Source organism: Methylobacter tundripaludum, from assembly GCF_002934365.1.
GTDB classification, from domain to species: domain Bacteria; phylum Pseudomonadota; class Gammaproteobacteria; order Methylococcales; family Methylomonadaceae; genus Methylobacter_A; species Methylobacter_A tundripaludum_A.
In genome coordinates this window covers 20,069-46,643 of the sequence record NZ_PTIY01000007.1, presented here as the reverse complement: position 1 = coordinate 46,643, position 26,575 = coordinate 20,069, and the positions used below count along the sequence as shown (strand labels likewise).

Sequence of the window (26,575 nt, the reverse complement as noted above, 5' to 3'; positions counted from 1 at the left end):
ATAATCATGAGTAACCCCAGTGATCAAGTTGTCGAAACGGCTAAGCCTGAATACGACAGCACCAATATCCAAGTGTTAAAAGGTCTGGATGCGGTAAGAAAGCGACCGGGCATGTATATCGGAGACACGGATGACGGTTCCGGCTTGCATCACATGGTTTTTGAAGTCGTCGATAATTCGATCGATGAGGCTTTGGCGGGTTACTGTAAAGAGGTCAGAGTCGTTATTCACAGTAATGGTTCGGTCTCAGTTTCTGACGATGGCCGGGGTATTCCAGTCGATATTCATAAAGAAGAGGGTAGGTCGGCGGCGGAAGTCATTATGACAGTGCTGCATGCTGGCGGTAAGTTTGACGATAACGCTTATAAAGTTTCCGGCGGCCTGCACGGGGTGGGTGTATCGGTGGTTAATGCCTTATCCGAAGAGTTGAATCTCGAAGTGCGCAAGAACGGCCAGCTTTACAAGCAGCAGTACCGTATGGGGGAGCCGGTCGCCCCGCTGGCCGCAGTAGGGCCTGCCGAAGGCTCAGGCACTAAGATTAATTTTAAACCCAGCGCCGAGACGTTTACCGATGTCGAGTTCCATTACGACATCCTGGCAAAAAGGCTCAGAGAATTATCCTTCCTGAACTCCGGCGTGCGCATCAGTCTTGAAGACGAGCGCTCCGACAGACAGGACGTATTTGAATTTGAAGGCGGCATAGGCGCTTTTGTGGTTCATCTTAATAAAAACAAAACGCCGCTGTTTCCTGAGGTATTTCATTTCATAGCGGAAAAAGAAGGCGTCACGGTTGAAATAGCCATGCAGTGGAATGATTCTTATCAGGAGAATGTGTTTTGCTACACCAACAATATTCCGCAACGCGACGGCGGTAGCCACTTGGCCGGTTTCAGGAGCGCGCTGACCCGGACCATCAATCAATACATTGAATCCAGCGGCTTAGCCAAAAAAGAAAAGGTACAAACCACCGGCGATGATGCAAGGGAAGGTTTGACCGCCGTGCTGTCGGTTAAAGTGCCTGACCCTAAGTTTTCCTCGCAAACCAAGGATAAGTTGGTTTCATCGGAAGTAAAGCCGCTGGTCGAATCGACGATGAACGAGAAGCTACAGGAGTTTCTTCTGGAAAAACCGCAAATAGCCAAAGCCATCGTCGGCAAGATTGTCGATGCGGCCCGTGCCAGGGAAGCGGCGCGTAAAGCGCGTGAAATGACCCGTCGCAAAACCACGCTGGATATTGCCGGATTGCCGGGCAAACTGGCGGATTGTCAGGAAAAAGATCCGGCGTTATCCGAACTGTTCCTGGTGGAAGGGGATTCTGCGGGCGGATCGGCCAAACAGGGTAGGGACCGCCGCACCCAAGCCATCCTGCCGCTAAAGGGGAAAATCCTAAACGTAGAGAAAGCCCGCTTCGATAAAATGATTTCATCGGAAGAAGTCGGAACATTGATTACCGCGTTGGGCTGCGGCATAGGCAAGGACGAATACAACCTGGACAAGCTGCGTTACCACCGTATTATCATTATGACCGATGCGGACGTCGACGGCTCGCATATCAGAACCTTGTTGCTGACGTTCTTTTACCGTCAATTGCCCGAGATCGTCGAAAAAGGCTACATCTACATCGCCCAGCCGCCTTTGTATAAAGTTAAGAAAGGCAAACAAGAGCATTACGTTAAAGACGACGCCCAATTGAATGAATACCTGATTCAACTGGCCTTGGATAAAGCCCAGCTTTTCACCGATGCATCCGCTCCGCCGATTCAAGGCCAGGGCCTGGAAAAACTGGCTAAATTGTTCACCGAAGTAGACGGTATCAATAATCGCTTGTCCAGACGTTACGATGAAGTTTTCCTGGAGCAGTTTGCCTATATGGATGTGATCAGCGATGAACTCAAACAGGATCAGCAAAAGCTTGCGGCTTGGTTTGCCAACATGGAGCAGAAACTGACCGATTGCGACAGCAAGGCGATATACACCGTTGAGCTGGATTACAAATCAAGCACTGATTTTTCCGTCGTGGTTAACAAGCGCCTGCACGCAATAACCAAAACCTTCGTATTGCCTTCGACATTTTTCAACGGCAAGGATTATCAAAAAATCGCGCAATATGCGGCAGACACAGCGGGCATGTTTAACGAAGGCTCATTCATGCAAATGGGCGAAAGACAGCAGCCGGTCAGCAACTTTAAACAGGCTTTTGAATGGATGATGAAGGAAATCAAAAAAGGCCAGCATATCCAGCGTTATAAAGGTCTGGGCGAAATGAACCCGGAACAGCTCTGGGAAACCACGCTGGATTCAAATAACCGACGCTTGCTGCAAGTCAGGATCGAAGACGTGATTGCAGCCGATGAGATTTTTACCACGCTGATGGGCGATGTGGTCGAGCCGCGGCGGGATTTCATCGTTAAGAATGCGTTGGATGTGACCAATCTGGACGTGTGATCATGGTCGAATCACAGAGTCGGTGAAAAACTCCGTCAGTTTAACTGACGCTTAAAAATCTAACGGCGCTTTAACAACCGGGCCGACCTTATGGTTTGCCTGGTTGATTGATGCATCCATTCTGATACTCGTATTTTAATTTCGCTGTTCTATCGCCAACGACCATGGCCTGGTTTTTGTGGGCAGCACCTTTCCCGCTCCGTCCAGTTTGATATGGGCTAAAGTGACCGCATCCAGGACATTGCCGCCTATTACGTCAAGCTCTCCAGGCCGTTGTGCAACCACTAAATCACAGTGGTAAGCCCCGCGTCTTAGATCGTTATAGCTGCGAATTGACTGGATAAAAGCTTCACCCCGTGGCGTACAAATAATGTCTCCGGGTTTAGGGGCATAAGTGCTGATGTCATGGCTTACAAACCTGTCTTCGGAACCGGCCGACATCACATGCTCAATATAATCCCAATGCAAAACGGTAGAAGGCAAATCGCTTTCAGGCACGCCTGCGCTTCGGGCTAGCCAGACAATAAAAGCGCCCGACCAGGGTCTAATCTCCCCTTCATGCCCGATTATCGGTAGGTCTGTCACAGCATACCAATACATGAAAATCCGGCTGAAAAAAGGCGGTAGAGTTTCATGACCATGGCTTGCTTCACTTGGATAAGTGAGTGAAGGCGGCTCAATATCGTAATTGACTTCGGGACGGCCGAACAATTCCCATTCCTGGCGGGCAAGGTACAGCATCCGATCTCTAACGTTAGGAATAACAAACGATGGGCTGACATTGTCATCGGCGGTAATGGCAGGCATTTCACCTTGCTTTAGTAGAGCGCAGCCATTAACAAGCAAAACAATACTGAGTAGAAAATAAGGCATGGCAATCGACTCCTCTAACGATTCAACGGTTTTCTGCTTGCCATCACTTTCAGATATTCGACAATATCAGCGATGAGTTCCCCTCGGTTACCGACATCACGGTAAAACGGGATCATTTTACTGTTTGCCCGCACGCTTTGCGGATCGGCGATAAATCTGACCAGCCATTCAGGCTGCCAGTATTCGGTAACGCTGACGGGATAATTGAGTTCCGGTCCGATATTGCCGCCATCACCATTAATGGCATGGCATTTTATGCAATGTTGCCGAAATGCCAAAAACCCCTTTTTAACAGATTCCTGGCTGGCGGCGGGCGGCGTTGATTGCGGATATTCCCGCTCGAATGAGGTTAATTCGATGGTCGTTAATTGCCACGGCCAACTGAGCCAAGGTTCATTTTTGGCGGCGATGTCTTGGATATTTTCCCACACCAAAAAAAATGGCCCCGGATCGACGGTCTCCCGATTGTTTCTAAGCAGCTGCGAAAACCCGTGTTGACCGTTTTCGCCTATGGCGATGATCCCGTTGTGCTTGAGGATGACGCTAATGGGGATGATAGGTTGGTATCCGTCCGATGCTGTAAATTTAATCGCGTCGCGGTTTTTCCACTCTGAATTAAAAACGGCGTCCAACAGCGGGATTAACGAAACGCCTTGATAAGATTTGATTGTCAAATCGGTCGGGTTGTTTGCGGTTAACGTCTTTATTCCACCGCTTTGAACCAGTTCATCGGTCTCCATCGTTTTGGCGATATGGCCATTGTCAACGAATGTTAGTGAAGAGGAATAACATGAGAATCCGATGAAATAGAGCAGCAGAGCGCAGAGTCGAGAAAGTGTTTGGCGAGTGCGATAATTATCTGACATGGTTTTGGCTCCAAAAAACTACCTGATTAGCAAGATGCTTCAGCTAAGTCGTCATACCGGCAGGGATTGCCGGTATCCAGAACACAGGGATGTGATTCAGCCTGCCATCCATGGTATCTGGGTTCCGGCAATCCCTGCCGGAACGACGGTTTTGGAATTAGCTGAAGCAGCTTGCTAATCAGGTCAATTTTACCAGTTAAGTTAGAACATATTATCTAAAAACAGTAATGCGCTATACCGTCATTCCAGCACAAATCTGGCCGGAATGGATTTGCATTAACCCGAAGATCGTCAGAAGTATAACCTGACGTGCTTTGAAATACTTGGGAGCCTCGAAAAACCTCGCATTTCGACAAGCTCAATGCGAACGGCTCTAGGATAATCAACCTGTTCCGTTCGTGCTGAGCTTGTCGAAGCATGAACGGAACAGGTTTTTCGAGGCACCCACTTGTTCACAACGATGAGAGCGGGGCGTGGGAAATAGGGCTGCCTGTGTTGTAACCTTCTATACAATAATATATGCTCAGGCTGCATACAAAGGAGTATCGCCATGCCAAATGCACAAGCCAAAGAAGCGGCTTCCGTTTCCATCAACATCCGCGCTAAGGCCAGACAACGCGATCTTATCGACCAAGCCGCAAGTCGCCTGGGTCGCAGCCGCTCAGACTTCATGCTTGAAGCCGCCTGCCGTGAAGCGGAAGACGTGCTGCTCGGCCAAGCATTCTTTACCGTCGATGAAGGCGCCTTTGCTAAATTTCAGGCACTGCTTGATCAGCCATTGCCGCCGACTGACAAACTACGCTGGCTGCTCAAGACCAAAGCGCCTTGGGAGAAATGAGCGCGCTTGATTTCACACCGCCCGAGCCGATCACGGCTAATCATGAGTTGGCAGGTTTCGACAGCGGCGAATCATCCCTAAACCAATGGTTCAAAAAACGCGCGTTTAAGCATCATGCCTCCGGCGCTTCCCGCTGCTTCGTGTTGTGTACCGGTGCTGATGTTATTGCTTACTACAGCCTGTCGGCCGGAGCGATCAGCCACGAGGGCGCACCGAAGACGATGCCGCGCAACATGCCCAACCCGTTGCCGGTCCTGCTGCTGGGTCGGCTCGCCGTCGATAAGCGCTACCACAATCAGGGAATCGGGCAGGCACTGTTACGCGATGCGATGCTACGGGTAGTCAACGTCGCCGATGATGCCGGAGTGTTTGCCTTATTGGTTCATGCGCTTTCCGACCAAGCCAAGCAGTTCTACCTTTCACGCGGTTTCGTGGAGTCGCCTTTGCAACCGATGACTCTGTTCATGACGATAGAAACAATTCGATTGATTTTGGCTGAGGCTGATTGATAGTAAGGTAAATGTTGGCTCGTGGTGAACTATGGCATATTTGTAAAGCCTCGTTTGCACACCGAATAGCATCTGATTTTCTTAACATAGTTAAGTCAATGAGAACATCACCCTCATAGATTGAATGAGATTGCTTTAATTTATCCAGAAAACGTTTTTTTGATGAATAATGGCGGACGGTCATAAATTTTACAAAATCAATCGAAGAATTGGTTCCATTAGTTTCCAACATACTGCCCCTTATGACCGCAAAATTTGATCATAGCCAAACAACACGCGCCCTTGAGCAAATTACTGATGCGGGTGCTTTCGAACGCCTAGCAACGTCAGTTTTACGGAAAGCAAACCCATTGCTTTACGCCAATTTAGCTCATCCGGGAATGAATCCAGATGGGAGTACAGTAAAGTCACCAGTCGACGGCATTGCTTTTGTTTTTGGTAAAAGTCCACCACACATGATTGCTGCTCATCATGGGAAAGGCCCAGCAGCTGGTTTACGCAAAAAATGGCTGCACGATCCTTCGAAGGTCAAGGCTCAGGGATCAAAACCTACAGCTCCAGCGGGAGACGTTTTAAAGACAATGGAAATTGTGAAAAATGAACGTCAGCGTAATCCTGAGCTATCGGTTACTTTAGCATTAACAACAAACCGAGAGCCGCCGGAAGACTTGATTCGCGATGTCAACAAAGCGGCTGCGGATTATGGAATTACTATCGATATTTGGTCTGGTTCTCGTATCGCCGACTATCTCGATAACGACCCAGAAGGCGAATGTCTTCGTAAACGGTTTTTCGGTATTGCCGAACAACGATTGTCGAAATCCCTGCTACGAACGCTTTCCGAAGAAAGCATCAAGGCCTTTCCGTTAAAAGTTTCAAATGAAAGTCTTGTTGATAGGTCTCTTGACAGAGCGTTAATTGAGTCCTTTCCAGTTCCAATGGGTTTTCTGGCTGGGGAGTCTGGTGTCGGAAAAACGGTAACTTGCTACAAACGTTTAAAAAGCCATATCGATAACGGTGGCTGTGGTTTGGTTTTAACTAATGAAATAGTGGCAGCACAAAGAACTTTAGAGCAAGCGATTGATGCTGAACTCAGAAGATTAAGACCTAACTTGGATGCCGGAATAGGAGGAATTGCACTTGGGCTTTGTTCGTCGCACGACCCGTTTATGATTGTCGTTGAAGATATAAATAAGTCCAACGCTCCCGCCCAGTTACTTGAGAAACTTATCGGTTGGATACCAAGCTCTAATATAAATAGTGACGTGACTTCGCCGAGTTGGCGTTTGATTTGCCCTGTCTGGCCTCGAATGTTGACAATGGTTTCTGAGGAGCTCAAAAAGCGAATTGATAAATTGACTATTTCGACAGGTTCTTTTTCAAAGCAAGAAGCTTGTGCTGCTATAAAGCAAAAAGCTTTACTGCTTGGGAAAAACTTATCCACAATGGATGCAGATAAGATTGCATTAGCCTTAGGTAATGATCCTTTGCTTATAGCTCTTTACGATTTCGACGCAAAATCTGAGCCGCAAGAAGTAATCAAGGACTACATCAATGGTAGTCTTCAGCGTTTAGCCCAAAAGCCTGATAACTTTACAGTATCCGAGTATCGAACAGCTATACGCGCTGTCGCCCTTGAAATGTTAAGCAATCGACGAATGGAGCCAAGTTGGGCGGAAATTAAAAATTGGTTAAATGCTCAGTCGGATTACCTTTCTGCATTTCGTCAAGTTTTTCAATGTGCTGAAATTATCCAGTTCAATGACAAGTGCGGAATAGAACAAATAGCATTTCGGCATGACCGAGTTAGAGCATGGCTATTGACTGATGCAATTGCTGAACAATTGCAGATAGGAAGTATGGACGACTCTGCCCTTTCAGACCCATTTTTTGCGGATGTAATAGGTGCAGCTTTGACCGAGACAAACGTGCCAAGTGAAGCCATCTTAAAAATACAAGCATTAAATCCATTGGCATTGTTCTATGCGCTAAAAAATTGCAGGTTAACTTCGCACAAACAAAGCACAGCAAAACTTACAGCCATTAACCAATGGCTAACTTCTCCAAATCTATTTGATCGTTCAAATAATGCCTTGCGATATGCTGCTTTGCAGGTTTTATCTGAAACTGAGTCACAGCATGTCATCGAACTTACTAAAAAATTTCGTGACGATTCCTTCCCGTCCATGATGGCGCGGTTTCGCAATGGTGATGTAAGTGCAGGTGTTCAGCTATGTTGTTGTGTTGAACCCGGAGTTGATGCACCATGGAAAGACTACCAAATTGAACATGCAAAATTACGGTTTGGGAGTAGCTTAATCCAAAAAGTCGACGAAGTTTTGAAACAATCTGATCTTTCAAAAGGCATGCGTTGCGGTGCACTTCGTTTGGCCGGTCATTTGGCCGATCCGTCATTAGGCAATAGCATTTCTATCTGCTGGTCTATAGATTCAAACAAGATTGAGTATTTGGCTGATTATCTATGGGCGGCAGCTGAATGCTGTGGTGATAATCACAAACAACTGCTTGAAGCTGTTTGTGATGTGTGGGCTCAATTGCCCATTAATAGCGTTGAGGATGATTCATTTTCACCAAGGGATAATCTTGCAGCAGATAATATTTCTTGGGCATTTAATAAAGCTTTGCCAGAAACGGCTTTACACTATTTTATCGAAAGGGCAAACAGTGAGGATTTACGTTGGCCTATCACTTGTATGTTGCGGGGCGTTGATCACCCCGATGCTGTCGCATTTATAGCGCAAGAGTTGGCAGCATTGAGTCGTATACGAGAGGAAGCCGATTTCTTTTCTCCTTTTTTCTCACATGCTAAGAGCAACTGGAAACGTAAACAAAGGGGCACTGGTAAAGGAATGTCTTCTGCTTCGCGGCAAAAATTGCAACAGCTTTGGCTTAGCACAGAAAACGATAAATATTTACGTATTCAGGCCTTCGAGCTTTGGGCGGCAACATTGGAATCTGATGATTTAAAATTGCTGAATGCAATTGATACTAACGAGCCGTTAGCTAACAAAATTTTAAGGGCAAGATTAGAACGAGGCGACCAATCAGCAATTCCCGCTTTTATCGAAAAACTCCAAGACGATGAATGGGGTAATTGGTGGCAACTTGGGAAACATATTTGGGCAGATGAATTGACGGTTGAGCTTGATGTGGCTTTGCAGAAACGGGGAGCTGAAGTTCCATTGGAATGGTACAGCGGACATAAGCTTGATTTCATTATTGCTGGTTTATTTCCGACACTAAATGCATCAACGGCGGAACAATTATTAATTAAACATTGGAAGCATCTGCGTTTCACCGGAAAGTATGTTCAAAACGCACTCTATATTGCTTCGCCGACTTCGATTGAGTTGGCAGAAGAGGCCATTTCTAGTTGCCCAGAGCCTCGCAAGTTGCTGGAGCATCTACACTTTCAGCTAGGCATCAAGGTTTTCGATCATCCAGGTGTTAATAACATTCGCCAGTTTGAGGTTCTTATCCCTTATCTCGATTATTTGAATTCCATGGATATTCATTTTATCTGGGAACACTGTAATGATCGTGGCTGGTTTGAATTCCGACGTACATATCTCGATTCTCGGCTTGAGGAACGGTGGCGAAAAGAAACACTGATTGATAAAACAGATTTTTTCGAGAAATTAGACGTAATTATTCAAAAGTCAGACGCTTATTGGCGGATAGAGCATTTGATTGATAAATATCTAAAGCAAGGTGAACAGGTTGCCCAAATATTTGAACTTCTCCGTGAGTGGTTAAACAGGCATCGTACTATCGTTGCTCTTGAAGTTGTTGCAGCGGCTATTATTCATTCTGGGGAGCGCTCTGATATAAACATCCTAAACATTGATAGAATAGAACCGTCCGATCAAGCTGAAGCAATTAGGAAAGATACCTGTTTTGCTGTGTACTTACGTTCACTTTCATAATCGAAATTTAAACGGCTAATATGATTTTAGCTCGGTGGGATGCGCAGGACAAAATAAAGCGCATCTCCGCGATGATTGATGCGCCTCCTTGCGTCGGCAGCATCCTACACAATTCGATGCTAACTTTAATTCTTTAGATTCAACTCATAGCGCAATCCCTACAACGTAACTGCCCAGCATATAGAGAAAGCGACACTCACAGGCTTGGTCTTTATTGTGGACTTCCCGTTAAAAATAACATAAATTGTTATTTGTTGTTATTTTAGCGGCGGAGCAAAACCCATGAACATTTCCCTTACCCCTCATTTTGAAGAGCTGGTCAAAAACAAGCTGGACAGCGGCCTTTACCATTCGGCAAGCGAGGTCATCCGTGATGCCTTGCGCCTCATGGAGGAACGTGATCAGGTTCGCGGCCTGCGCCTTGAGGAACTGAAAAAAGAGATCAGGCTTGGGATGGACAGCGGCGAATCGACCCCACTGGACATGGAAAGCATCAAAAAACGCGGGCGTGAACGGCTTGTGGACAAAGAAAACACAAAATAATGCCGCGTTTGTTAAAAAAGCCCCAGGCTGAAACCGATCTTGATGAGATTTGGTGGCATATCGCACAGGACAGCCCCAATAACGCCGATAAGTTTATGGATTCCATCCAAGAAAAATGCTTCCTGATTGCCGAATTTCCGGGCTTAGGGGAAAGCCGCGATGAACTGGCCCAAGATTTGCGGAGTTTTCCGGTCGGCAGTTATCTGATTTTTTATCTTCCGCTTAAAGATGCGCCGACATTGTCAGGGTTCTGCACAGCTCCCGCGACATTAAAACACTGTTCCATTAGCAGGACAGGATGGGCAGCTATGCAGGTCAAGTTAGAGCCAGCGAACCGGTCGGCATTTGCTTGAGCGGTAAATCTTATTAGGCTGGTAGATGCGGCTAAAGATACAATTACGACAAATATAGTGTTCGCACATCATTGTCGGTTATTAAATCTCCTCACCCTAACCCTCTCCAGCAGGAGAGGGAGCGCAGATACCGCATTTTAATGTGCGATGGATATAAAGATAACTACCACTTCAATAAACCATTAACTCGACAATTATGCTGAATTTTCCCCAAATTGATCCCATCGCTGTAAGTTTAGGCCCGCTAAAAATTCACTGGTACGGCCTGATGTACCTGATCGGTTTCGCCGCCGTATGGTTTATAGGGCAAAAACGCGCAGAGCAGCCCTGGTCGCCGATCAAACCGGAAGCCATAGAAGATTTGGTGACCTACGGCGCGTTCGGCGTCATCCTGGGCGGCAGGATCGGCTATATCCTGTTTTATAATTTTGCCGGTTTCCTGGAGAATCCGCTGGTGCTGATTAAAATCTGGCAGGGCGGTATGTCCTTTCATGGCGGCATGTTGGGCGTATTTATCGCGATGTGGCTGTTCGCCAAAAAACAGCAATGCAGCATGCTGCAATTGACCGATATTATCGCGCCGCTGGCGCCTATCGGTTTGGGCGCGGGGCGTATCGGCAATTTTATCAATTCGGAGTTATGGGGCAGGCCCACCGATGTGCCTTGGGCGATGGTTTTTCCAAACGGCGGCCCGTTAGCCCGCCATCCTTCGCAATTGTACGAGGCCTTTTTAGAGGGCGTCGTGTTGTTTGCTATCCTCTGGGTATATTCCAGCAAACCGAGGCCGGTTATGGCGACTACCGGATTGGCGTTATTTTTTTACGGCTGCTTCAGGTTTTTTGTCGAGTTTTTCAGGATGCCGGATGTGCAGTTAGGCTATTTGGCTTTGGACTGGGTGACTATGGGCCAGATACTGTCGACGCCGATGATTTTGATCGGCGCGGCGTTATTTTATTTTGCGCATAAAAAAACTATTCCAAATAAGTAAACCGATGCAGAAAGAATCAGGCGGCGCAGTAGCCGGAAAAAAGAAACGCCGCGATCAGTGGAGCGATATCCGGGATTATTTGAACACACAAACTCCCGAGGTATTGATCGAGCTGTTGCTGGATACCGCCAAGCGCGATGACCGGTTGCATCAGTCTTTATTGCTCAAGGCCCAGCGTGTTGCAGGCGGAACCGATGTCGTCAAAGCCTTTCGCAGGGCGATAGACCAAGCGACGCGTATCAAGGGTTTTATTGACTGGCGGCAGTCCCGCAACTTTGCGGCTAATCTCGACCAGGTTGTGGAATCGCTGGCGGAACTGCTTACACCCGATAGCGCTGGGATGTTGATCGGATTGGCCGAATACGGCATTGAGCGAGTGGAAAGCGCTCTGGAACAGATTGACGATTCGAATGGCGAGGTCGGCAGCATCGTACAAGCACTTGGCGATTTGCATCTTAGCGCCTGCGAGTTGGCGAAACCCGATCCGCAAGCGCTGGCGGAACGCTTGTTCCGTTTAGAGACGACATCGCCATTCGGGATTTGCAGTTTTAGCGCAGTCACTTACCTTGATGCGCTCGGTGAGGAAGGGCTGCGGCGTTATCGGGAATTGGCTGAAGTCGAGTGGGCCAAGATTAAGCCACGGCAAAGCGGTGACGCTTACGTTTACGATTCTCATCGTTTCCATATCACCAGTATCATGGAATCGCTGGCCAAGGCGAGCGGCGATGTGGAGGAGCTGGTGGCGATCAAGTCGCGCGATCTATCGATGTCTTACCACTATCTGACAATTGCCGAAATATGGGTCAAGGCAGGGCAGGACGATAAGGCGCTGGACTGGGCGGAACGCGGTCTGCAAGCTTTTCCCAAAGCGACGGACAACCGGTTGCGGGATTTTTTGGTGGCGGTCTATCTGCAACGCAAGCGCAACGATGAAGCCTTGCAATTGACTTGGGTGCAGTTCGAGGAACGGGCATTTCTGGAGCAATACAAAAAACTGTCTGGTGTTGCCAAGCAACTTGGCGTTTGGCCGGAGCAGCGTGAGCGCGCCTTGGCATGGGTTGCCGAAGTCATTGCCGCTGAAGCTGCGGTTACAAACCGCTGGAGGCCGAAACCTTCAATACCCAACTATTCATTGCGGGTTGAAATCGCTTTATGGGAGGATGACCTTGATGCAGCCTGGGCGGCGGCACATGCAGGCATCTGCCATCAGGGCTTGCTGATAGCGTTGGCCGATAAATTGGAACCGACGCGCGCGGACGATGCGCTGGCACTTTATAAGCAAGTGATTCCAGACATCGTTAATCAAACCAACAATACAGCTTATGCCGATGCCGTTAAGCTCATCCGCAAGATTGGTGGGATAATGATTGCCCAGAACCGGAATCGTGAGTTCGGGGATTATTTGGTCGAGTTGCGCGTCCGCTTCAAACCTAAGCGGAATTTCATCAAACTTCTGGATGGAGTGGGGGGGCGCTAGTTTTATAGGGGGTGAGTTTCGCCCCTATAAACGCCTCGTCAAATTTTAGAATCCTATCTAAAAAGCCAATAGTTATGAAAAAAACCGCATGAAGCAATATTTAGAATTACTCGATAAAATCAACACCGAAGGCAGCCAGAAAGGCGACAGAACCGGTAGCGGCACGCTGTCCATTTTCGGCCATCAGATGCGGTTTCCGCTGGCGGAAGGTTTTCCGCTGGTTACCACCAAGAAAATACATCTAAAATCAATCATCTATGAGTTGCTTTGGTTTTTAAAAGGCGACACTAACTTGGGCTTTCTGCATCAGCACAACGTCAATATTTGGAACGAATGGGCGGATCAAAACGGCGAGCTGGGCCCCGTGTACGGCCATCAATGGCGCTCATGGCCGACGCCCGACGGTCGGCATATCGACCAGATTCAGCAAGTCATCGATCAGCTCAAGACAACCCCGAACAGCCGCCGGATTATCGTCTCCGCCTGGAATGTCGCGGATTTGCCGGATGAAAGCATCAGTCCGCAGCAGAATGTCGCACTGGGTAAAATGGCCCTGGCGCCCTGCCATGCGTTTTTTCAGTTTTATGTGGCTGACGGCAAGCTGTCTTGCCAGCTCTATCAACGCAGCTGCGACACGTTTTTAGGTTTGCCGTTCAATATTGCCAGTTACGCCTTATTGACGCATATGATCGCCCAGCAGTGCGATTTGGCTGTCGGCGATTTTATCTGGACCGGCGGCGACGTACATCTGTACCTGAATCACCGGCAGCAGGCTAACTTGCAGCTAAGCCGCAAGCCCTATCCGTTGCCGACATTAAAAATAAAGCGCAGGCCGGAATCGATATTCGATTATCAATATGAGGATTTTGAAGTCATCGATTATCAGGCGCATGAGCATATCAAGGCGCCGATTTCGGTTTAGCCGTTTTTCTAATGGAACACGGATGACGCGGATTAGACGGATTTAAACGGATTTTATTTTTTGAACTTGTTAATCCGTGTTCTATTTTTGTCATTTCCGAATGATTACTTTTTAAGCAAACTATCCACCACATATGAATATACAATACAAAGCGCACCCTTGGCACGGCATCAGTCCGGGCGACAATACGCCGACTGTCGTCACGGCCTTTATTGAAATTGTCCCGTCGGATACCGTTAAATACGAAATCGACAAAGAAACCGGCTATCTTAAAATCGACCGGCCGCAAAAATATTCCAACACGATTCCTACGCTTTACGGTTTTATCCCGCAAACTTATTGCGGAGAAAGGGTTGCCGAGTTTGCCGAATTAAAGTCCGGTCAAGAGGTTGCCAAGGGCGACGGCGATCCGCTGGATATTTGCGTTTTGAGCGAACGTAGCGTGACGCATGGCGATATTCTGTTGCAGGCGATACCTATCGGTGGTTTTCGCTTGCTGGATGGGGGCGAGGCCGACGACAAGATTATTGCCGTCATGAGGGGCGACGAGTTTTACCGGCAATGGAATGACGTATCGGACTGCCCGGAATCTTATATCAACCGTTTGAAACATTACTTCTTGACCTACAAACAGCTGCCGAGCGAAAAAAGCTCCTGCGAAATAACCAATGTTTACGGGCGGGATGAAGCGCATGAAGTGATCAGGCGAGCCATGGACGATTATCAAAGCCGTTTTATTGCTGAATAAGGCTCAAAGCAGAAGCAATCGTTGCTCCCTGCTATGCATTGCCGGCAGCGGCTAGAGGTGTTCACCGGTAATGTCCTCGCTGATAAAATCCATTATTTTCCGCTTATCGTCAAAATTGCCGTAAGCCAACAACAGTTTGACATAAGCGGCTTCGACCGACATATTCCAGATTATTTCAGCGCCTTGTTCGATTAAGGTTTGGGTGCTTTGATAGGCGTCGGGCGATTTAATCGCCGGAGCCAAGTAAACGGCGACGCCTTGTTTTTCGCAACGTTTGATGAATTCGACTAATGAATGGTTTTCGCCCCATTGCAGCGAGGCGCATGCGGTGCCGGAGTGATACAGGTCATGCAAAACCGCATCGACATGGTCCAGGTTGAAGCGGTCGTAATCGAGCCCTGGATAGGGTTTTATCATTAGGATGCGTTCGGAAAAATCAGCCTTTACCGGGATATTTTTGGTTGTAGATTGTTGTGTAGGCGGGTTCAATAGTGAAAACCGGCGGTTTTCAAATTGCATGTAACTCTTGCCCTGAACACTAAAAAAATCGCCGCCCAATTGTAAGGAACAGGCCAGATGTGTGCCTCGATGCAGTTGGGTAATTTGCTGCTGGTTTCGATAAGGTACAAAAACTCCGGTGCCGATTTTTTGCAGGATAAATTCGACCGCGCAGATGAAATTTTCCAGCCCGTTGGCTTTAGGATGATCCAGCGGATAATCGCTGGAAACCAGCAGTATCGGAATCTTGATCGCATTAAAATAAAAGCTCAATGCGCAAGCGGTATACGCCAGGGTGTCTGTGCCGTGAGTAATGATGACGCCGTCGTATTGCTCGGGCCGGGCGGCTTCTATCGCTTCGATGATGGTTTTCCAGGCGCGGGGCGCAAGGTTCTCGCTTAAAATTTGTATAGGCTGGATGGTGTCGAAACGGATTTGCCGGTGGTTTTCGTAATGCTGTTTAAACAGCCGTATCAGTTTGAACGATGTGGTATCGGAAGTATTGATGGTGCCGCCGGTTGCAACAGAGCCGATAGTACCGCCGGTAAATACAACCAGTATATTTTTCATAGTATGATGCTGGGGTAGAAATTAATGACTAAAAGAATACTGCATTAAAATGAAAATATCACTTATCGTCGCGATGGCGAGCAACCGGGCCATCGGCCTGAATAACCAGATGCCCTGGCATTTATCCGCTGACCTTAAAAAATTCAAAAAAATAACCATGGGCGCGCCCATTTTGATGGGCAGAAAAACTTACGAGTCGATAGGCAGGCCGTTGCCGGGGCGCACCAATATCATCATTAGCAGGAATCCGTCATACAGCCAACCGGGCTGCCTGGTTTTTAACGATATTGACAAGGCGCTGGAAAGTTGCGGTGATGCGGAAGAAGTTTTTGTTATCGGCGGCTCGGATTTTTACAAGTCGATGCTGCCGGTTGCCGATACGCTGTACCTGACGCAAATACACCGGGAGTTTCCCGGCGATACTTTTTTTCCCGAGATCGATGCGGATCAGTGGATCGAGGTGGAGCGGGAGGATATTCAGGATGATCCCGATGTTGAATTCAGCTACAGTTTTTTGAAGCTGGAAAAACGAAAACTTTGATTAAAAATCATGTAAAAGACCACCACGAACGGCTGCACGGACAGATATTTGCTCCTGCAATATCTGCATTCACCACATCCCTGTGGATTATGCAGGAGGTAGAGCACCAAAAGTAGGCGCTTTAGGCGACGCAGGAGCAGTTGCCGAGACACGAAGGGTACGAAGTTTTATTTCTTCGTGCCCTTCGTGTCTTCGTGGTGAAAAAAGATTTAGCTTTAACCCGCCGCCAGATTATTTTTGCGGGGTTTTTTAGCCTCAGGACAATCGATACTGAAACGCTGTACTTGTTCTCCCAGTTTTAACGCGGTCAGCTGGCCGCCCCAAAGACAGCCGGTATCGATTGCATAACAGTTCGATCCTTCGTAATAGCCCAAAGAGGACCAGTGGCCGAAGATAATGCGCATGTCGGTATTTTTACGCTTGGGTGCTTCAAACCACGGAACAAGGCCCTTGGGTTGGGAGCCTACAGGCCCGCTATGAATAAAATCCAGCCGGCCGTTAACATCGCAATAACGCATTCGGGTAAAGCAGTTGACGATGAAGCGTAACCTCGCGACGCCTTTCAGGCTGGATGACCAGAGGTTGGGCTTGTTGCCGTACATTTGCTTTAAAAACGCCTGATAATCGGGACCTTGCAAGACCTGTTCAACCAGCGAGGCCATTTTTTGGGTCTTTTTAAAGTCCCATTGCGGCGGAAGACCGGCGTGAACCATACAGAAATCATCGTTAAAATGAAACAGCGGCCGATGCCTCAGCCAGTCGATTAATTCATCCCTGTCCGGCGCCTCAAGTATTGGCAGCAGCGAGTCTTTTTTATTGGCTATTTTGGGGGCGCAGGATGCGGCTAATAAATGCAGGTCGTGGTTGCCCAGCACGGTGATCGCGGCATCGCCGAGCGATTTGACAAAACGCAGGGTTTCTAAGGATTTGGGGCCGCGGTTGACCAGATCGCCGGCAAACCACAGTTGATCGGACTGTTCATTGAAAGAGATGGCATCGAGGAGTCTTAATAATTCGTCAAAACAGCCTTGAATATCGCCGATAGCATAAATAGACATCTAGTGCAGGGTTCTTGGGATTGACAGGGTAAATCTGGGAACATCTGCGCGGAAATGGTCGCCGTCGTCGGAATGCATCGTATAGTCGCCCTGCATCGTACCGACCGGGGTCGCTATCATTGCGCCGCTGGTGTAACGAAAAGACTCTCCGGGCTTAAGATAAGGATGCTCGCCAATGACGCCATCGCCCCTGACTTCCTGGACCTTGCCGTTGGAATCGGTAATCAGCCAATGGCGCTGGAGCAGCTTTGCCGGCACTTCGCCGACGTTGGTGATGGTGATGGTGTAGGCGAAGACATAGCGATCCTCATCGGGAGAAGATTGCGCTTCTATGAAATGAGGTGTGGCTTCAACTAATATTTTGTTTTTTTCGTTCATTATTGGATCATATAGGTTATATGTTGATTATTTCATCGTAACTTTTCATTAAACGCAAGCAACTATTCGGTATGAAATACAAAGACTGCTTTTTAATCCTGTTATTGGCTGTATCTCAAGCGACCCTTGCGGAAGGCGGCCAAGATTTATTTGCGGCGGCGATGATGGGCAAGATTGAAAGAACCGAGGCTTTGCTGGCGCAAGGGATAGACGTTAACAGCAAAACTGCGGGCGGCCGCACTGCGCTGATGGCCGCAAGTTTTAACGGCAATGTAAAGATTGTTAAAACCCTGTTGGCGTATGGGGCCGATGTCAGTATTGCCGATAATTTGGGAACGACAGCGTTAATGGATGCATCGGTTTTCGGCAATGAAGACATCGTTAATTTACTGATTGCGGCCGGGGCCGATGTCAATGCGGTGGATAAACAAAATGTGACGGTCTTGACCAGGGCCAAGAAAACCGCCCATGAAAAAATCATTAAAATTCTGGAAAAAGCCGGGGCGAAAGAGGAGGAGGATGTGCCAGAAGGGGCGACAGGCAAAGACGGCGCAGGCGGAAAACCGCCGGCTAAGAAATAGTTACAAACCGGTAAGGATAAAACATTGCATATTCACATCTTAGGTATTTGCGGGACATTTATGGGCGGGCTTGCCGTCATTGCGCGGCAGTTGGGGCATCAGGTCAGCGGTTCCGACCAGAATGTTTATCCGCCGATGAGCACACAGCTGGAGCAGCAAGGCATAACGTTGATGGAAGGCTATCGGGCCGAGAACCTGGACAGCAAACCCGATCTGGTGATTATCGGCAATGCCTTGTCGCGCGGCAATCCCGAAGTCGAGGCGGTGCTTAACCGGGGGCTGAGATATGTCTCCGGCCCGCAATGGCTGGCGGAGCATGTGTTGCAGGATAAATGGGTGCTGGGCGTTGCCGGAACCCACGGCAAAACCACTACGACCAGCATGTTGAGCTGGATACTGGAGCATCAGGGATTTAAGCCGGGCTTTTTGATCGGCGGCATTCCGCTGAATTTCGGCATTTCGGCGCGGCTCGGCGAGTCCGATTTTTTTGTGATCGAGGCCGACGAATACGATTCGGCGTTTTTCGACAAGCGCTCGAAGTTTGTCCATTACCGGCCCCGCACCACGATTCTTAATAATCTTGAATACGACCATGCCGATATTTTCCCCGACCTGGATGCGATCAAAAAACAATTCCATCATCTGGTCAGGACAGTACCCGGCGAAGGCCTGATCATCAGCCCCGAATGCGACGCCAATATCAATGATGTTTTGACGATGGGCTGCTGGACGCCGGTTGCGAAGACTTCGATTAACGCCGATGCACAGTGGAACGCACAGCTGATCAACAGCGACGGCAGCCAATTCAACGTACTGATGGATAACCAAGCGCAAGGCTGCGTCGAGTGGCCGCTGACCGGCGAGCATAATGTCTACAATGCGCTGTCTGCGATAGCCGCCGCAAAGCATGTCGGCATCCTGCCCAAGGATGCGATAGCTGCGCTGGGACAATTTAAAAACGTCAAGCGCCGGATGGAAGTGATAGCAAATATTAAGGGAGTGACACTCTACGACGACTTCGCCCACCATCCGACCGCGATACAAACGACGTTGGACGGCCTGCGCAAACAAGTGGGTCAGGATCGTATCATCGCGATAGTCGAGCCGCGCTCGAACACCATGCGTCTGGGTGTGCATACCAAAACGCTGGCCGAATCGCTGGGCAACGCCGATCTGGCGATCATCTACCAGCCGGAAGGCATGGGCTGGGACTTGGGCGAACTGAAAAAGTACGCCGGTAATATCGAAATCTGCTCATCGCTGGATGACATCATCGCCAAGCTGAAATTCGAAGCGCGTTACGGCGGGCATTTCGTGTTGATGAGCAACGGCGGCTTCGGCGGCATTTATCAGCGCTTGCAGGATGCTTTGAAAAGCTGACTCTAATAATGGATTACAGATTGTTCATAACTTGTTTTTATTACCATGAAGAGCATGAAGATAATGAAGGGATACACATGAAGTCAATACTGCTATCTTCATTTCCTTCATGCTCTTCACGGTAAAAAATCAATGATATTTCTCCAAGCCGGGACGGGGTATTTCCCCCGTCCCTAACGTTTAATATAAATCCGAATGCAAATACAACAAGCCCTGCAAGCCCTGCTGAACAAACAAAACCTTAGCTACGACCAAATGCGCGACGTGATGCATCAGATCATGAGCGGCAAAGCCACCGACGCGCAAATCGGCGGCTTCCTGATCGCCCTGCGCTGCAAAGGCGAAACCATCGACGAAATCGCCGCCGCCGCCGAAGTATTGCGCGAACTGGCAAGCAAAGTAGCCGTAACAGGCGACCATGTCATAGACACTTGCGGCACCGGCGGCGACGGCGCGAACACCTTCAACATCTCCACCACCTGCGCCTTTGTCGTGGCCGCAGCGGGCGGACAGGTCGCCAAACACGGCAACCGTTCCATATCGAGCAGTTGCGGCAGCGCCGACCTGCTGGAAGCCGCCGGGGTCAACCTGGATTTAAGCGCCGAACAAGTCGCGCATTGCGTCAATGAAATCGGCGTCGGTTTCTTGTTTGCGCCCAAACATCACGGCGCAATGAAATATACCAGTAATGTCCGCAAAGAAATGGGCGTAAGAACCCTGTTCAACCTGTTGGGCCCGTTATCCAATCCCGCCGGAGCGCCGAATCAGTTGATCGGCGTATTTGCCAAGGAATGGGTGGAACCGCTGGCGCACGTTCTGAAAAAACTCGGCAGCAAGCATGTGCTGGTCGTCAATGCCGACGACGGCCTCGATGAAATCAGCATTGCAGCGCCGTCAACCATTGCCGAACTGAAAGACGGTAACGTCACAACCTATACGATTACGCCGGAACAATTCGGTTTTAAGCGAGCCAGTCTGGCCGAATTGGCCATTGATGGTGCAGCCTCCAGCCTGGTGATGGTAAAATCGGTGCTGGACAATAAAGCCGGAGCGGCCAGGGACATCGTGGCGCTCAATTCCGGGGCGGCGATTTACGCGGCCAATATCACCGATTCCTTAAGCGCAGGCATAGAAAAAGCTGGACAGCTTATCGCCGGCGGCGCGGCAAAAGCCAAATTCGACGCGTTGATCGCTTATTCAAAAACCTTATAAAAACTAAAAGCCATGACCGATACGCCAGACATTTTAAAGAAAATTCTCGATAAAAAAGCCGAAGAGATAGCCCGACGCAGAACAGGCATGACCATCGCCAATCTGGAAGAAATTGCCGGTGGGGTTGAAGGCCCGCGCGGATTTTACAACGCGCTGCAAAGCAAGGTCTTGGCCAAAAAACCGGCGATTATCGCGGAAATCAAAAAAGCCTCGCCCAGCAAAGGCGTAATCAGGGAAGATTTTAACCCGATCGCGATCGGCCAGGATTACGCGATGAACGGCGCGGCCTGTCTGTCGGTATTAACCGATAAGGAGTTTTTCCAAGGCTCGGAAGTCTACCTGCAAATGGTCAGGGAACGCTGCCCGCTGCCGGTATTAAGAAAAGACTTCATGATCGACCCCTATCAAATCTATGAAGCCCGCGCCTTGGGTGCAGACTGCATATTGCTGATCGCCGCCGCGTTGGAAGACGGCCAAATGCATGAGCTGTCGGATACCGCAACCAAACTGGGCATGGACGTATTGGTGGAAGTGCATAATGCGGAAGAACTGCAACGGGCATTAACGCTGGACACCAAACTGATCGGCATCAACAACCGCAATCTGCGCACGTTTGAAACCTCGTTGCAGACCACTCTGGATTTAAAAGCCGATGTTCCGGCGGATCGATTGATCATCACCGAAAGCGGCATTCATACCCATGAAGACGTACAGTTGATGCTGGATAACGGCATCTACACCTTCCTGGTCGGCGAAGCGTTTATGCGGGCGGAAAGTCCGGGGCAGAAGATGCGGGAGTTGTTTGGGTTGTAGAAAGATTCCCGTTTTTTTCATATTGCGGATACTTAGATGGGGTCCTCTTTTGGTTTAAGACGTTTGTTTTGCATAATCAAAGTGTGACTCCATGTGTAATGCGGAGTTACTCTGATTTTTGTATTTTGTTTTAGCTTTAGCTTGGTTATGGTGAAATTTCAACGAAACTGTGCGCCTCATTCATGTGACTATCACACAGCCAAAGATATAACTGATTGATTTTTAATTTCAACTGGCGTGTAAATATCTGTTTCAACTCCCGGTGTCTTAATACTGACAATCAATGTATAGCGAGCTTGTTTGCCCCATCGATCCAGATTTGCTCGCTCTTTCCACCAGCCCAACACAGGATAAACGGCAATATAACCACGTTCTGCAAGTTCCGCCGCGGAACCATGCCATGTATCTGAATGAATGGAACCCAAGCTACGCAATTTTTCGCCCAATTTCCATTCGCCACTTTCGGGCTGTGCTTGACTGTTATATTCTTCATCACGCGCAAGTTGATTGATGCGTTGTTTAAATTGTTCCAGGCTTTCAAGTGATCGACGCACATCAAAACGTAAGCCGTGGGATGCATAACGGTATTTGTTTACCCATCCTCTTGATCCGGGATTCGGTTCGATAAAATAAGATAAGGTTACTTTCATTTCGACGCGGGTATTTGCTGGTAAGTCACGTAATACTTCAGTGGGCCAGGGTAGGCTATGTAAATTAATATCGCGGGTTTTAACTGTGCTTTTATCTTTAAAATATGGCTGTAACGCATCCTGAGCAATTAGTGTCAATTCGTTTCGACTGCTCCAAAATAACGTTTCTTCATCGGGAACGCCATACCCACAATAGCGCAGTAATTGGCGGTATTGGTCTTTGGTATTGAATGGGGCAAATCTTGTTTTCATCGCATCTGTCCATTTTGCAGAATGGACCATTAATGCCCGTATGGTTTCCGGCCAGTACTCGGGATAGTGGGTTTGTACTTTCGCAGCCAAATGAGCAGCCAATGCCGCTGCTGCGCTGGTATCTCCGAATGAAACCAGTTGTTTATCAAGTAAAAACTTATGTCCTGTAGTCAATAATTGTAGAGCATCATCAATATAGTCGGCATTGCCGTATATCGGATCGATAGCCATATTACCTGCTTCCATAACAATATCGGGTTTTATGGGCCAGGTTTTTTGCCAATCCATGGAAGTGCAACTGGATGGGGATAGATCTCCTAGTGGAGCTATCGGCAACCAACCTGGATATTCTACCGAATCAAGCCAGACTTTTTCGGTATACCCTCCAACTGTTAATGCATTCCATGATTGCCCCGGATCATGCACCTCGTCGGCCAGATTATTGTTCGGATACATGTGTCTAAAAGCTTGAGCCGTGTTGCCGGCAGACAGAATAATCAATCGCTGTTGTTCATCGTCATAACCCGATGCAAGCGCATCAACAGCAGCCGACCAAGAGGAAGGTCGCCCCCTATCCCTATCATCAGTGGCAGATACCGCCATGCAATAGATACGTTGCCGATTGGGTTCGATTTCAACTCGTGTGATACTTTCACGAGTAATCGCACCATATAAGCGTTTATCTTCATGAAAGCCGGGATATGGTGTAATTTTTACCGATTCAATACGATGGGTGAGCTGTATGGGTAAAGCGGAAGCCAACACTTCGGTTAAGTCGCCATAAGCGGATAATCCCGCCATTGCAGTACCGTGACCATTGCGATCATCGGTTCCCCACACCGGGGTATAAGTATGCATATCTGGTGAGTCAGCAACTGGTATTAACAGTGGGTGTTGTTCATTAACCCCAGTATCAAGGATACAGATATAAGGGGATGCATTGGATGGGGGCGTCAATTGCTTCAATGTTTGGCTTATCCAATTATGTTGATCTTGCCTATCCATGCCGGTAAAAAAATCGGCGGTGTCTTTAGCTTTTCTAAGTTCAGCAATAGAGCCTAATAAGTGAATAGAGCGGCTCATCTGTTCCTTAGTGCCATAAACAAGAACAACAGTTCTATCGAGAAATCGTATTGATTCTTTGCCGACCCTCATTTCTAGTTGAGGGGCATGTTCACGAAGAAATGATTCGTAGTCGATGTTATCGCTATGACGTAACCAAACTTCCCACCAGATCGATTCATCGATATTAGGCAATGATTCGGGAGCATCAGTCCAGAGGGCATCCAAGGCAGCCAGTTTAATACCAGCAATACTTTCTACCAGCTCTTTGTGTTTGGGGTTATTTTTGGGTGTGTTTTCTTCCTGATATTGTGAAATCTTCTTCAGAAAATGCGAGAGCTTTCCTTCTGGAACAAAAACGGTGGCAATTGTTTTGTGATCTGCTCCTTTAACTGTACAAAGCTCAATACCGCTGGGCTGAAATTCCAGGCTGCTAAACTTTAATTCGAAGTCTGGTTCGCTTTCAAAGGCTAGGTAAATTCCATTATTGACATCCAGACCGAACGCTTTTTGTTCTTGAATAATGGTAGTTTGTTGAGTTTTTACTTGTTCGATTTGATTAAGCAGTTGTTGGGCGTGAAATTGCCGATCTCTTTGAGGGAGTTGCATTCCAGGTAGGACAATAGCTTTTTGAGGCCTCGTATAAGTGTCTGTACTGGCCAACTTTTTTATTAAAAGATGAGGAAGGCGTTCCTTGCTGTTATCTGCCATTTACGAGTTTACTTGTTGTTTCTGACGGATTAAACACCGCTCTTTTATTGAGTGAATGAGGTCTGAATGACTGACAAATTCTTTATTATGGATAATCGCGTCTTTTATGGCATCTTCGCAAGCCCTAGTAATATCGCCATAACTTAATTTATCCGCTGCTTCAGTCACTTTTGTCCATAAAATTCTGGATGTTTTAAATGCAGCCAGTTTTGACTTGAAGGCTGCGACGATTTCTTTTTTTTCCGGTAAATCATATTCGATCAGATCATCGAAGCGTCGAAACAACGCGTGATCAAGCATCTCTGAATGATTGGTTGCTGCAATTAACAGACTATCGGAAGTATCTTGTTCGATCATCTGCAAGAAACTATTGAGAACCCGTCGTATTTCACCAACATCGTTAGTATTGCCTCTTTGAGCTCCAATGCTGTCGAACTCATCGAATAAATAAACACCACGCGTTTGCTGGATGGCGTCAAAAATCAAACGCAGTTTGCCTGCTGTCTCTCCCATGTATTTTGTCATTAGACTTTCGAGTCTGACAATAAACAGCGGTAAGCCAAGTTCGCCAGCTAAAACAGAAGCCGTCAAGGTTTTTCCGGTTCCTGGCGGACCGATTAACAAAAGTTTTTTACGTGGGGCTAAACCATGAGAACGCAATTTTTGAACGTGTTTATGTTCTTTAATCAGCCTTTGTAGCCGGGTTTCGATATTGGCAGACAACACCATGTCAACCAAACGCAATTTGGGGTATGAAACATTCAGTAAATTACTAAGTTCGCCTTTCGGTTTGACTAAAGGTATTGGCGTTAAATCATTCGTCCGGCGAGTAGATTTTGCCTCATCGATTAAATCCCGAATTTCTTTGGCGAATTTCCCATGCCCTTGCTTTGCCTCTTGAGCGGCCATCTGCATTGCAATAGACAAAAACAGAGCGTCATCGCCATCAACATGCGATTTTAACAAAGCTTTTATTTGATTTGCGATAGCCATAAGCAATGAGTCAAATTAGGTTTCCTAGTGTGGTCATTATAATTCGATATGACCTATAGATCTAAAGAATCCATATTAACAATAATACTTGTGCCATGCTAATAATAGCCACGTTCAATGCTAAATCATCCCCGTATCCTCATGAGAAACAGATGGCAATGGAGTACCATGGTGCCGTCGAAATCTTCATACGGCTCAGGGTGGTTTGCGGCTCGCCGTATTTCACCAGAAGACTATCACGCCACAGAGTTTCCGTTTTGCCGAGTGGGTCGGCAGAGGTAATGATCCAACTGTGTTGGTGCCGGTTTGCGGGCCGAATGATGTTTTCGGGTGAAACGCTGGCAAGCGATAGTTTCTTTCAATGCGAAGTGATTCTGAAAGAGCGCCGCATTCTAACGAAAATAATGATTCCAGAAGACGTTTAAATCTTGTTCATGACAGATAAACGACCTAAGTAGCACCGTCAGCAAGGACAAGAAAATCTATGCTGATGACTGTATAATGGCGCGATATGAAAAGCTCAAAACGAAAAATACACCTTCTTACTGCCCGGTAGTTGCGAAACATGAATGCCGCAAATCCTATTGGCGTTTTCGATTCAGGCGTAGGCGGATTGTCGGTCCTGCATGAGATTCGCCGGTCGTTGCCGGGTGAAGACCTGCTGTATGTGGCGGATTCGGGCCATGCGCCTTATGGCGATAAATCGCAGCAATTCATCGAAAGCAGGTCGATTGCGATCAGCGAATTCTTGGTGAGCAGGAACGCCAAGGCTCTTGTCGTTGCCTGCAATACGGCGACCGGCGCGGCGGTGACGACGTTGCGCTCACGATTCATGATGCCGATTATCGCGATGGAGCCCGCGGTTAAACCGGCGTCGGAGCAAACAAAATCAGGAGTTATCGGCGTTTTGGCTACCAGCCGGACATTGGCCGGCGATAATTTTGTGCGCTTGTTTGCGCGCTATGGCGAGGATGTCGAGATATTGGGACAGGCCTGTCCCGGACTGGTCGAGCAGGTGGAGGCGGGGGATCTGTCGGGAGACAAAACCCGGCTGTTGCTTCAGCGATATGTGCTGCCGCTGCTGGAGCAAAAAGCCGATACGATAGTGCTGGGCTGCACGCATTATCCTTTTTTGGCGCCGTTGATACGGGAGATAGCGGGGCCGGGCGTAGCCGTCATCGATTCCGCCGCCGCCGTTGCGCGGCAACTGAGCCGCCGGCTTGAAGTGGGCGGTTTATTGGCGGATGCGGCCGATGCCGGTACGGAGTGCTTCTGGACCAGCGGTGCGCTGGATAAGGCGAAGCCGCTGTTCTCGCAATTATGGAACGCGGATGTCGAGGTTCGCCCTTTGCCGGATTAAGAACCGC

General features: G+C 48.2%; 23 protein-coding genes. 16 read left to right on the top strand and 7 right to left on the bottom strand.

Annotated features, from left to right (window positions below; genetic code table 11):
• Positions 1-6 precede the first annotated feature (6 nt).
• Positions 7-2,445, top strand: coding sequence for a DNA topoisomerase (ATP-hydrolyzing) subunit B (gene gyrB, locus B0F88_RS09930; protein WP_104423788.1), 2,439 nt, complete (start codon positions 7-9; stop codon positions 2,443-2,445).
• A gap of 135 nt (positions 2,446-2,580) precedes the next feature.
• Here gyrB and B0F88_RS09925 read toward each other — a convergent pair whose 3' ends face one another.
• Together B0F88_RS09925 and B0F88_RS09920 are read right to left on the bottom strand one after the other, a co-directional pair.
• On the bottom strand, positions 2,581-3,318 hold the full coding sequence (locus B0F88_RS09925) for a DUF2272 domain-containing protein (protein ID WP_104423787.1): 738 nt from the start codon (positions 3,316-3,318) through the stop codon (positions 2,581-2,583).
• Between the two features lie 14 nt (positions 3,319-3,332).
• Positions 3,333-4,184, bottom strand: a complete 852-nt coding sequence (locus B0F88_RS09920) for a hypothetical protein (protein ID WP_146083341.1) — start codon at positions 4,182-4,184, stop codon at positions 3,333-3,335.
• Between the two features lie 550 nt (positions 4,185-4,734).
• Between B0F88_RS09920 and B0F88_RS09915 the strand changes: the two genes are divergently transcribed.
• The 9 genes from B0F88_RS09915 (at position 4,735) to B0F88_RS09875 (ending at position 14,509) form a co-directional block, all read left to right on the top strand.
• A complete protein-coding gene (locus tag B0F88_RS09915; protein ID WP_104423785.1) occupies positions 4,735-5,022 on the top strand; it encodes a type II toxin-antitoxin system TacA family antitoxin in 288 nt (95 codons plus the stop codon).
• A complete protein-coding gene (locus B0F88_RS09910) occupies positions 5,019-5,531 on the top strand; it encodes a GNAT family N-acetyltransferase (protein ID WP_104423784.1) in 513 nt (170 codons plus the stop codon). The genes B0F88_RS09915 and B0F88_RS09910 overlap by 4 nt, the downstream gene beginning before the upstream one ends.
• Positions 5,532-5,773: 242 nt before the next feature.
• A complete protein-coding gene (locus B0F88_RS09905) occupies positions 5,774-9,478 on the top strand; it encodes a hypothetical protein (RefSeq protein WP_104423783.1) in 3,705 nt (1,234 codons plus the stop codon).
• A gap of 282 nt (positions 9,479-9,760) precedes the next feature.
• Positions 9,761-10,021 carry a type II toxin-antitoxin system ParD family antitoxin gene (locus B0F88_RS09900; protein ID WP_104423782.1) on the top strand — a complete coding sequence of 87 codons (261 nt, stop codon included), beginning with the start codon at positions 9,761-9,763 and terminating at the stop codon, positions 10,019-10,021.
• Positions 10,021-10,374 (top strand): type II toxin-antitoxin system RelE/ParE family toxin, encoded by a 354-nt coding sequence (locus B0F88_RS09895; RefSeq protein WP_219820820.1) that lies wholly within the window; start codon positions 10,021-10,023, stop codon positions 10,372-10,374. The genes B0F88_RS09900 and B0F88_RS09895 overlap by 1 nt, the downstream gene beginning before the upstream one ends.
• A 196-nt stretch (positions 10,375-10,570) precedes the next feature.
• Positions 10,571-11,362, top strand: coding sequence for a prolipoprotein diacylglyceryl transferase (gene lgt / locus B0F88_RS09890; RefSeq protein WP_104423781.1), 792 nt, complete (start codon positions 10,571-10,573; stop codon positions 11,360-11,362).
• A 4-nt stretch (positions 11,363-11,366) separates the two neighbouring features.
• Complete coding sequence (locus tag B0F88_RS09885) at positions 11,367-12,839, top strand: DUF6880 family protein (RefSeq protein ID WP_104423780.1); 1,473 nt, start codon at positions 11,367-11,369, stop codon at positions 12,837-12,839.
• Positions 12,840-12,927: 88 nt separating this feature from the next.
• On the top strand, positions 12,928-13,761 hold the full coding sequence (gene thyA, locus B0F88_RS09880; RefSeq protein WP_104423779.1) for a thymidylate synthase: 834 nt from the start codon (positions 12,928-12,930) through the stop codon (positions 13,759-13,761).
• 133 nt (positions 13,762-13,894) lie between these two features.
• The gene (locus B0F88_RS09875) at positions 13,895-14,509 is read left to right on the top strand and encodes an inorganic pyrophosphatase (RefSeq protein WP_104423778.1); all 615 of its coding nucleotides are present in this window, start codon (positions 13,895-13,897) and stop codon (positions 14,507-14,509) included.
• Between the two features lie 51 nt (positions 14,510-14,560).
• Here the strand turns inward: B0F88_RS09875 and B0F88_RS09870 are convergent, their stop codons facing one another.
• The gene (locus tag B0F88_RS09870) at positions 14,561-15,577 is read right to left on the bottom strand and encodes an asparaginase (protein WP_104423777.1); all 1,017 of its coding nucleotides are present in this window, start codon (positions 15,575-15,577) and stop codon (positions 14,561-14,563) included.
• A gap of 49 nt (positions 15,578-15,626) precedes the next feature.
• Between B0F88_RS09870 and folA the strand changes: the two genes are divergently transcribed.
• Positions 15,627-16,118: a type 3 dihydrofolate reductase gene (folA, locus tag B0F88_RS09865; RefSeq protein ID WP_104423776.1), complete on the top strand. Its 492-nt coding sequence runs from the start codon at positions 15,627-15,629 to the stop codon at positions 16,116-16,118.
• A 215-nt stretch (positions 16,119-16,333) separates the two neighbouring features.
• Here folA and B0F88_RS09860 read toward each other — a convergent pair whose 3' ends face one another.
• A complete protein-coding gene (locus B0F88_RS09860; RefSeq protein ID WP_104423775.1) occupies positions 16,334-17,176 on the bottom strand; it encodes a symmetrical bis(5'-nucleosyl)-tetraphosphatase in 843 nt (280 codons plus the stop codon).
• Positions 17,177-17,554: a Co2+/Mg2+ efflux protein ApaG gene (apaG, locus tag B0F88_RS09855; RefSeq protein WP_104423774.1), complete on the bottom strand. Its 378-nt coding sequence runs from the start codon at positions 17,552-17,554 to the stop codon at positions 17,177-17,179. It lies immediately after the preceding gene.
• A gap of 71 nt (positions 17,555-17,625) precedes the next feature.
• Here apaG and B0F88_RS09850 point away from each other — a divergent pair, with 71 nt between their 5' ends.
• From B0F88_RS09850 to trpC, 4 genes are all read left to right on the top strand, one after another.
• The gene (locus B0F88_RS09850) at positions 17,626-18,135 is read left to right on the top strand and encodes an ankyrin repeat domain-containing protein (RefSeq protein ID WP_104423773.1); all 510 of its coding nucleotides are present in this window, start codon (positions 17,626-17,628) and stop codon (positions 18,133-18,135) included.
• Between the two features lie 24 nt (positions 18,136-18,159).
• Positions 18,160-19,515 (top strand): UDP-N-acetylmuramate:L-alanyl-gamma-D-glutamyl-meso-diaminopimelate ligase, encoded by a 1,356-nt coding sequence (gene mpl / locus B0F88_RS09845; protein WP_104423772.1) that lies wholly within the window; start codon positions 18,160-18,162, stop codon positions 19,513-19,515.
• A gap of 195 nt (positions 19,516-19,710) precedes the next feature.
• Positions 19,711-20,727: an anthranilate phosphoribosyltransferase gene (gene trpD, locus B0F88_RS09840; protein WP_104423771.1), complete on the top strand. Its 1,017-nt coding sequence runs from the start codon at positions 19,711-19,713 to the stop codon at positions 20,725-20,727.
• Positions 20,728-20,739: 12 nt separating this feature from the next.
• A complete protein-coding gene (gene trpC, locus B0F88_RS09835; RefSeq protein ID WP_104423770.1) occupies positions 20,740-21,540 on the top strand; it encodes an indole-3-glycerol phosphate synthase TrpC in 801 nt (266 codons plus the stop codon).
• Between the two features lie 191 nt (positions 21,541-21,731).
• On the opposite strand, the gene B0F88_RS09830 is transcribed toward trpC, so the two are convergent.
• On the bottom strand, positions 21,732-24,215 hold the full coding sequence (locus tag B0F88_RS09830) for a S8 family peptidase (protein ID WP_104423769.1): 2,484 nt from the start codon (positions 24,213-24,215) through the stop codon (positions 21,732-21,734).
• Positions 24,216-25,208: an AAA family ATPase gene (locus B0F88_RS09825; RefSeq protein WP_104423768.1), complete on the bottom strand. Its 993-nt coding sequence runs from the start codon at positions 25,206-25,208 to the stop codon at positions 24,216-24,218.
• A gap of 565 nt (positions 25,209-25,773) precedes the next feature.
• Here B0F88_RS09825 and murI point away from each other — a divergent pair.
• Positions 25,774-26,568, top strand: coding sequence for a glutamate racemase (gene murI / locus B0F88_RS09815; RefSeq protein ID WP_104423766.1), 795 nt, complete (start codon positions 25,774-25,776; stop codon positions 26,566-26,568).
• The last annotated feature ends 7 nt before the right edge of the window (positions 26,569-26,575 follow it).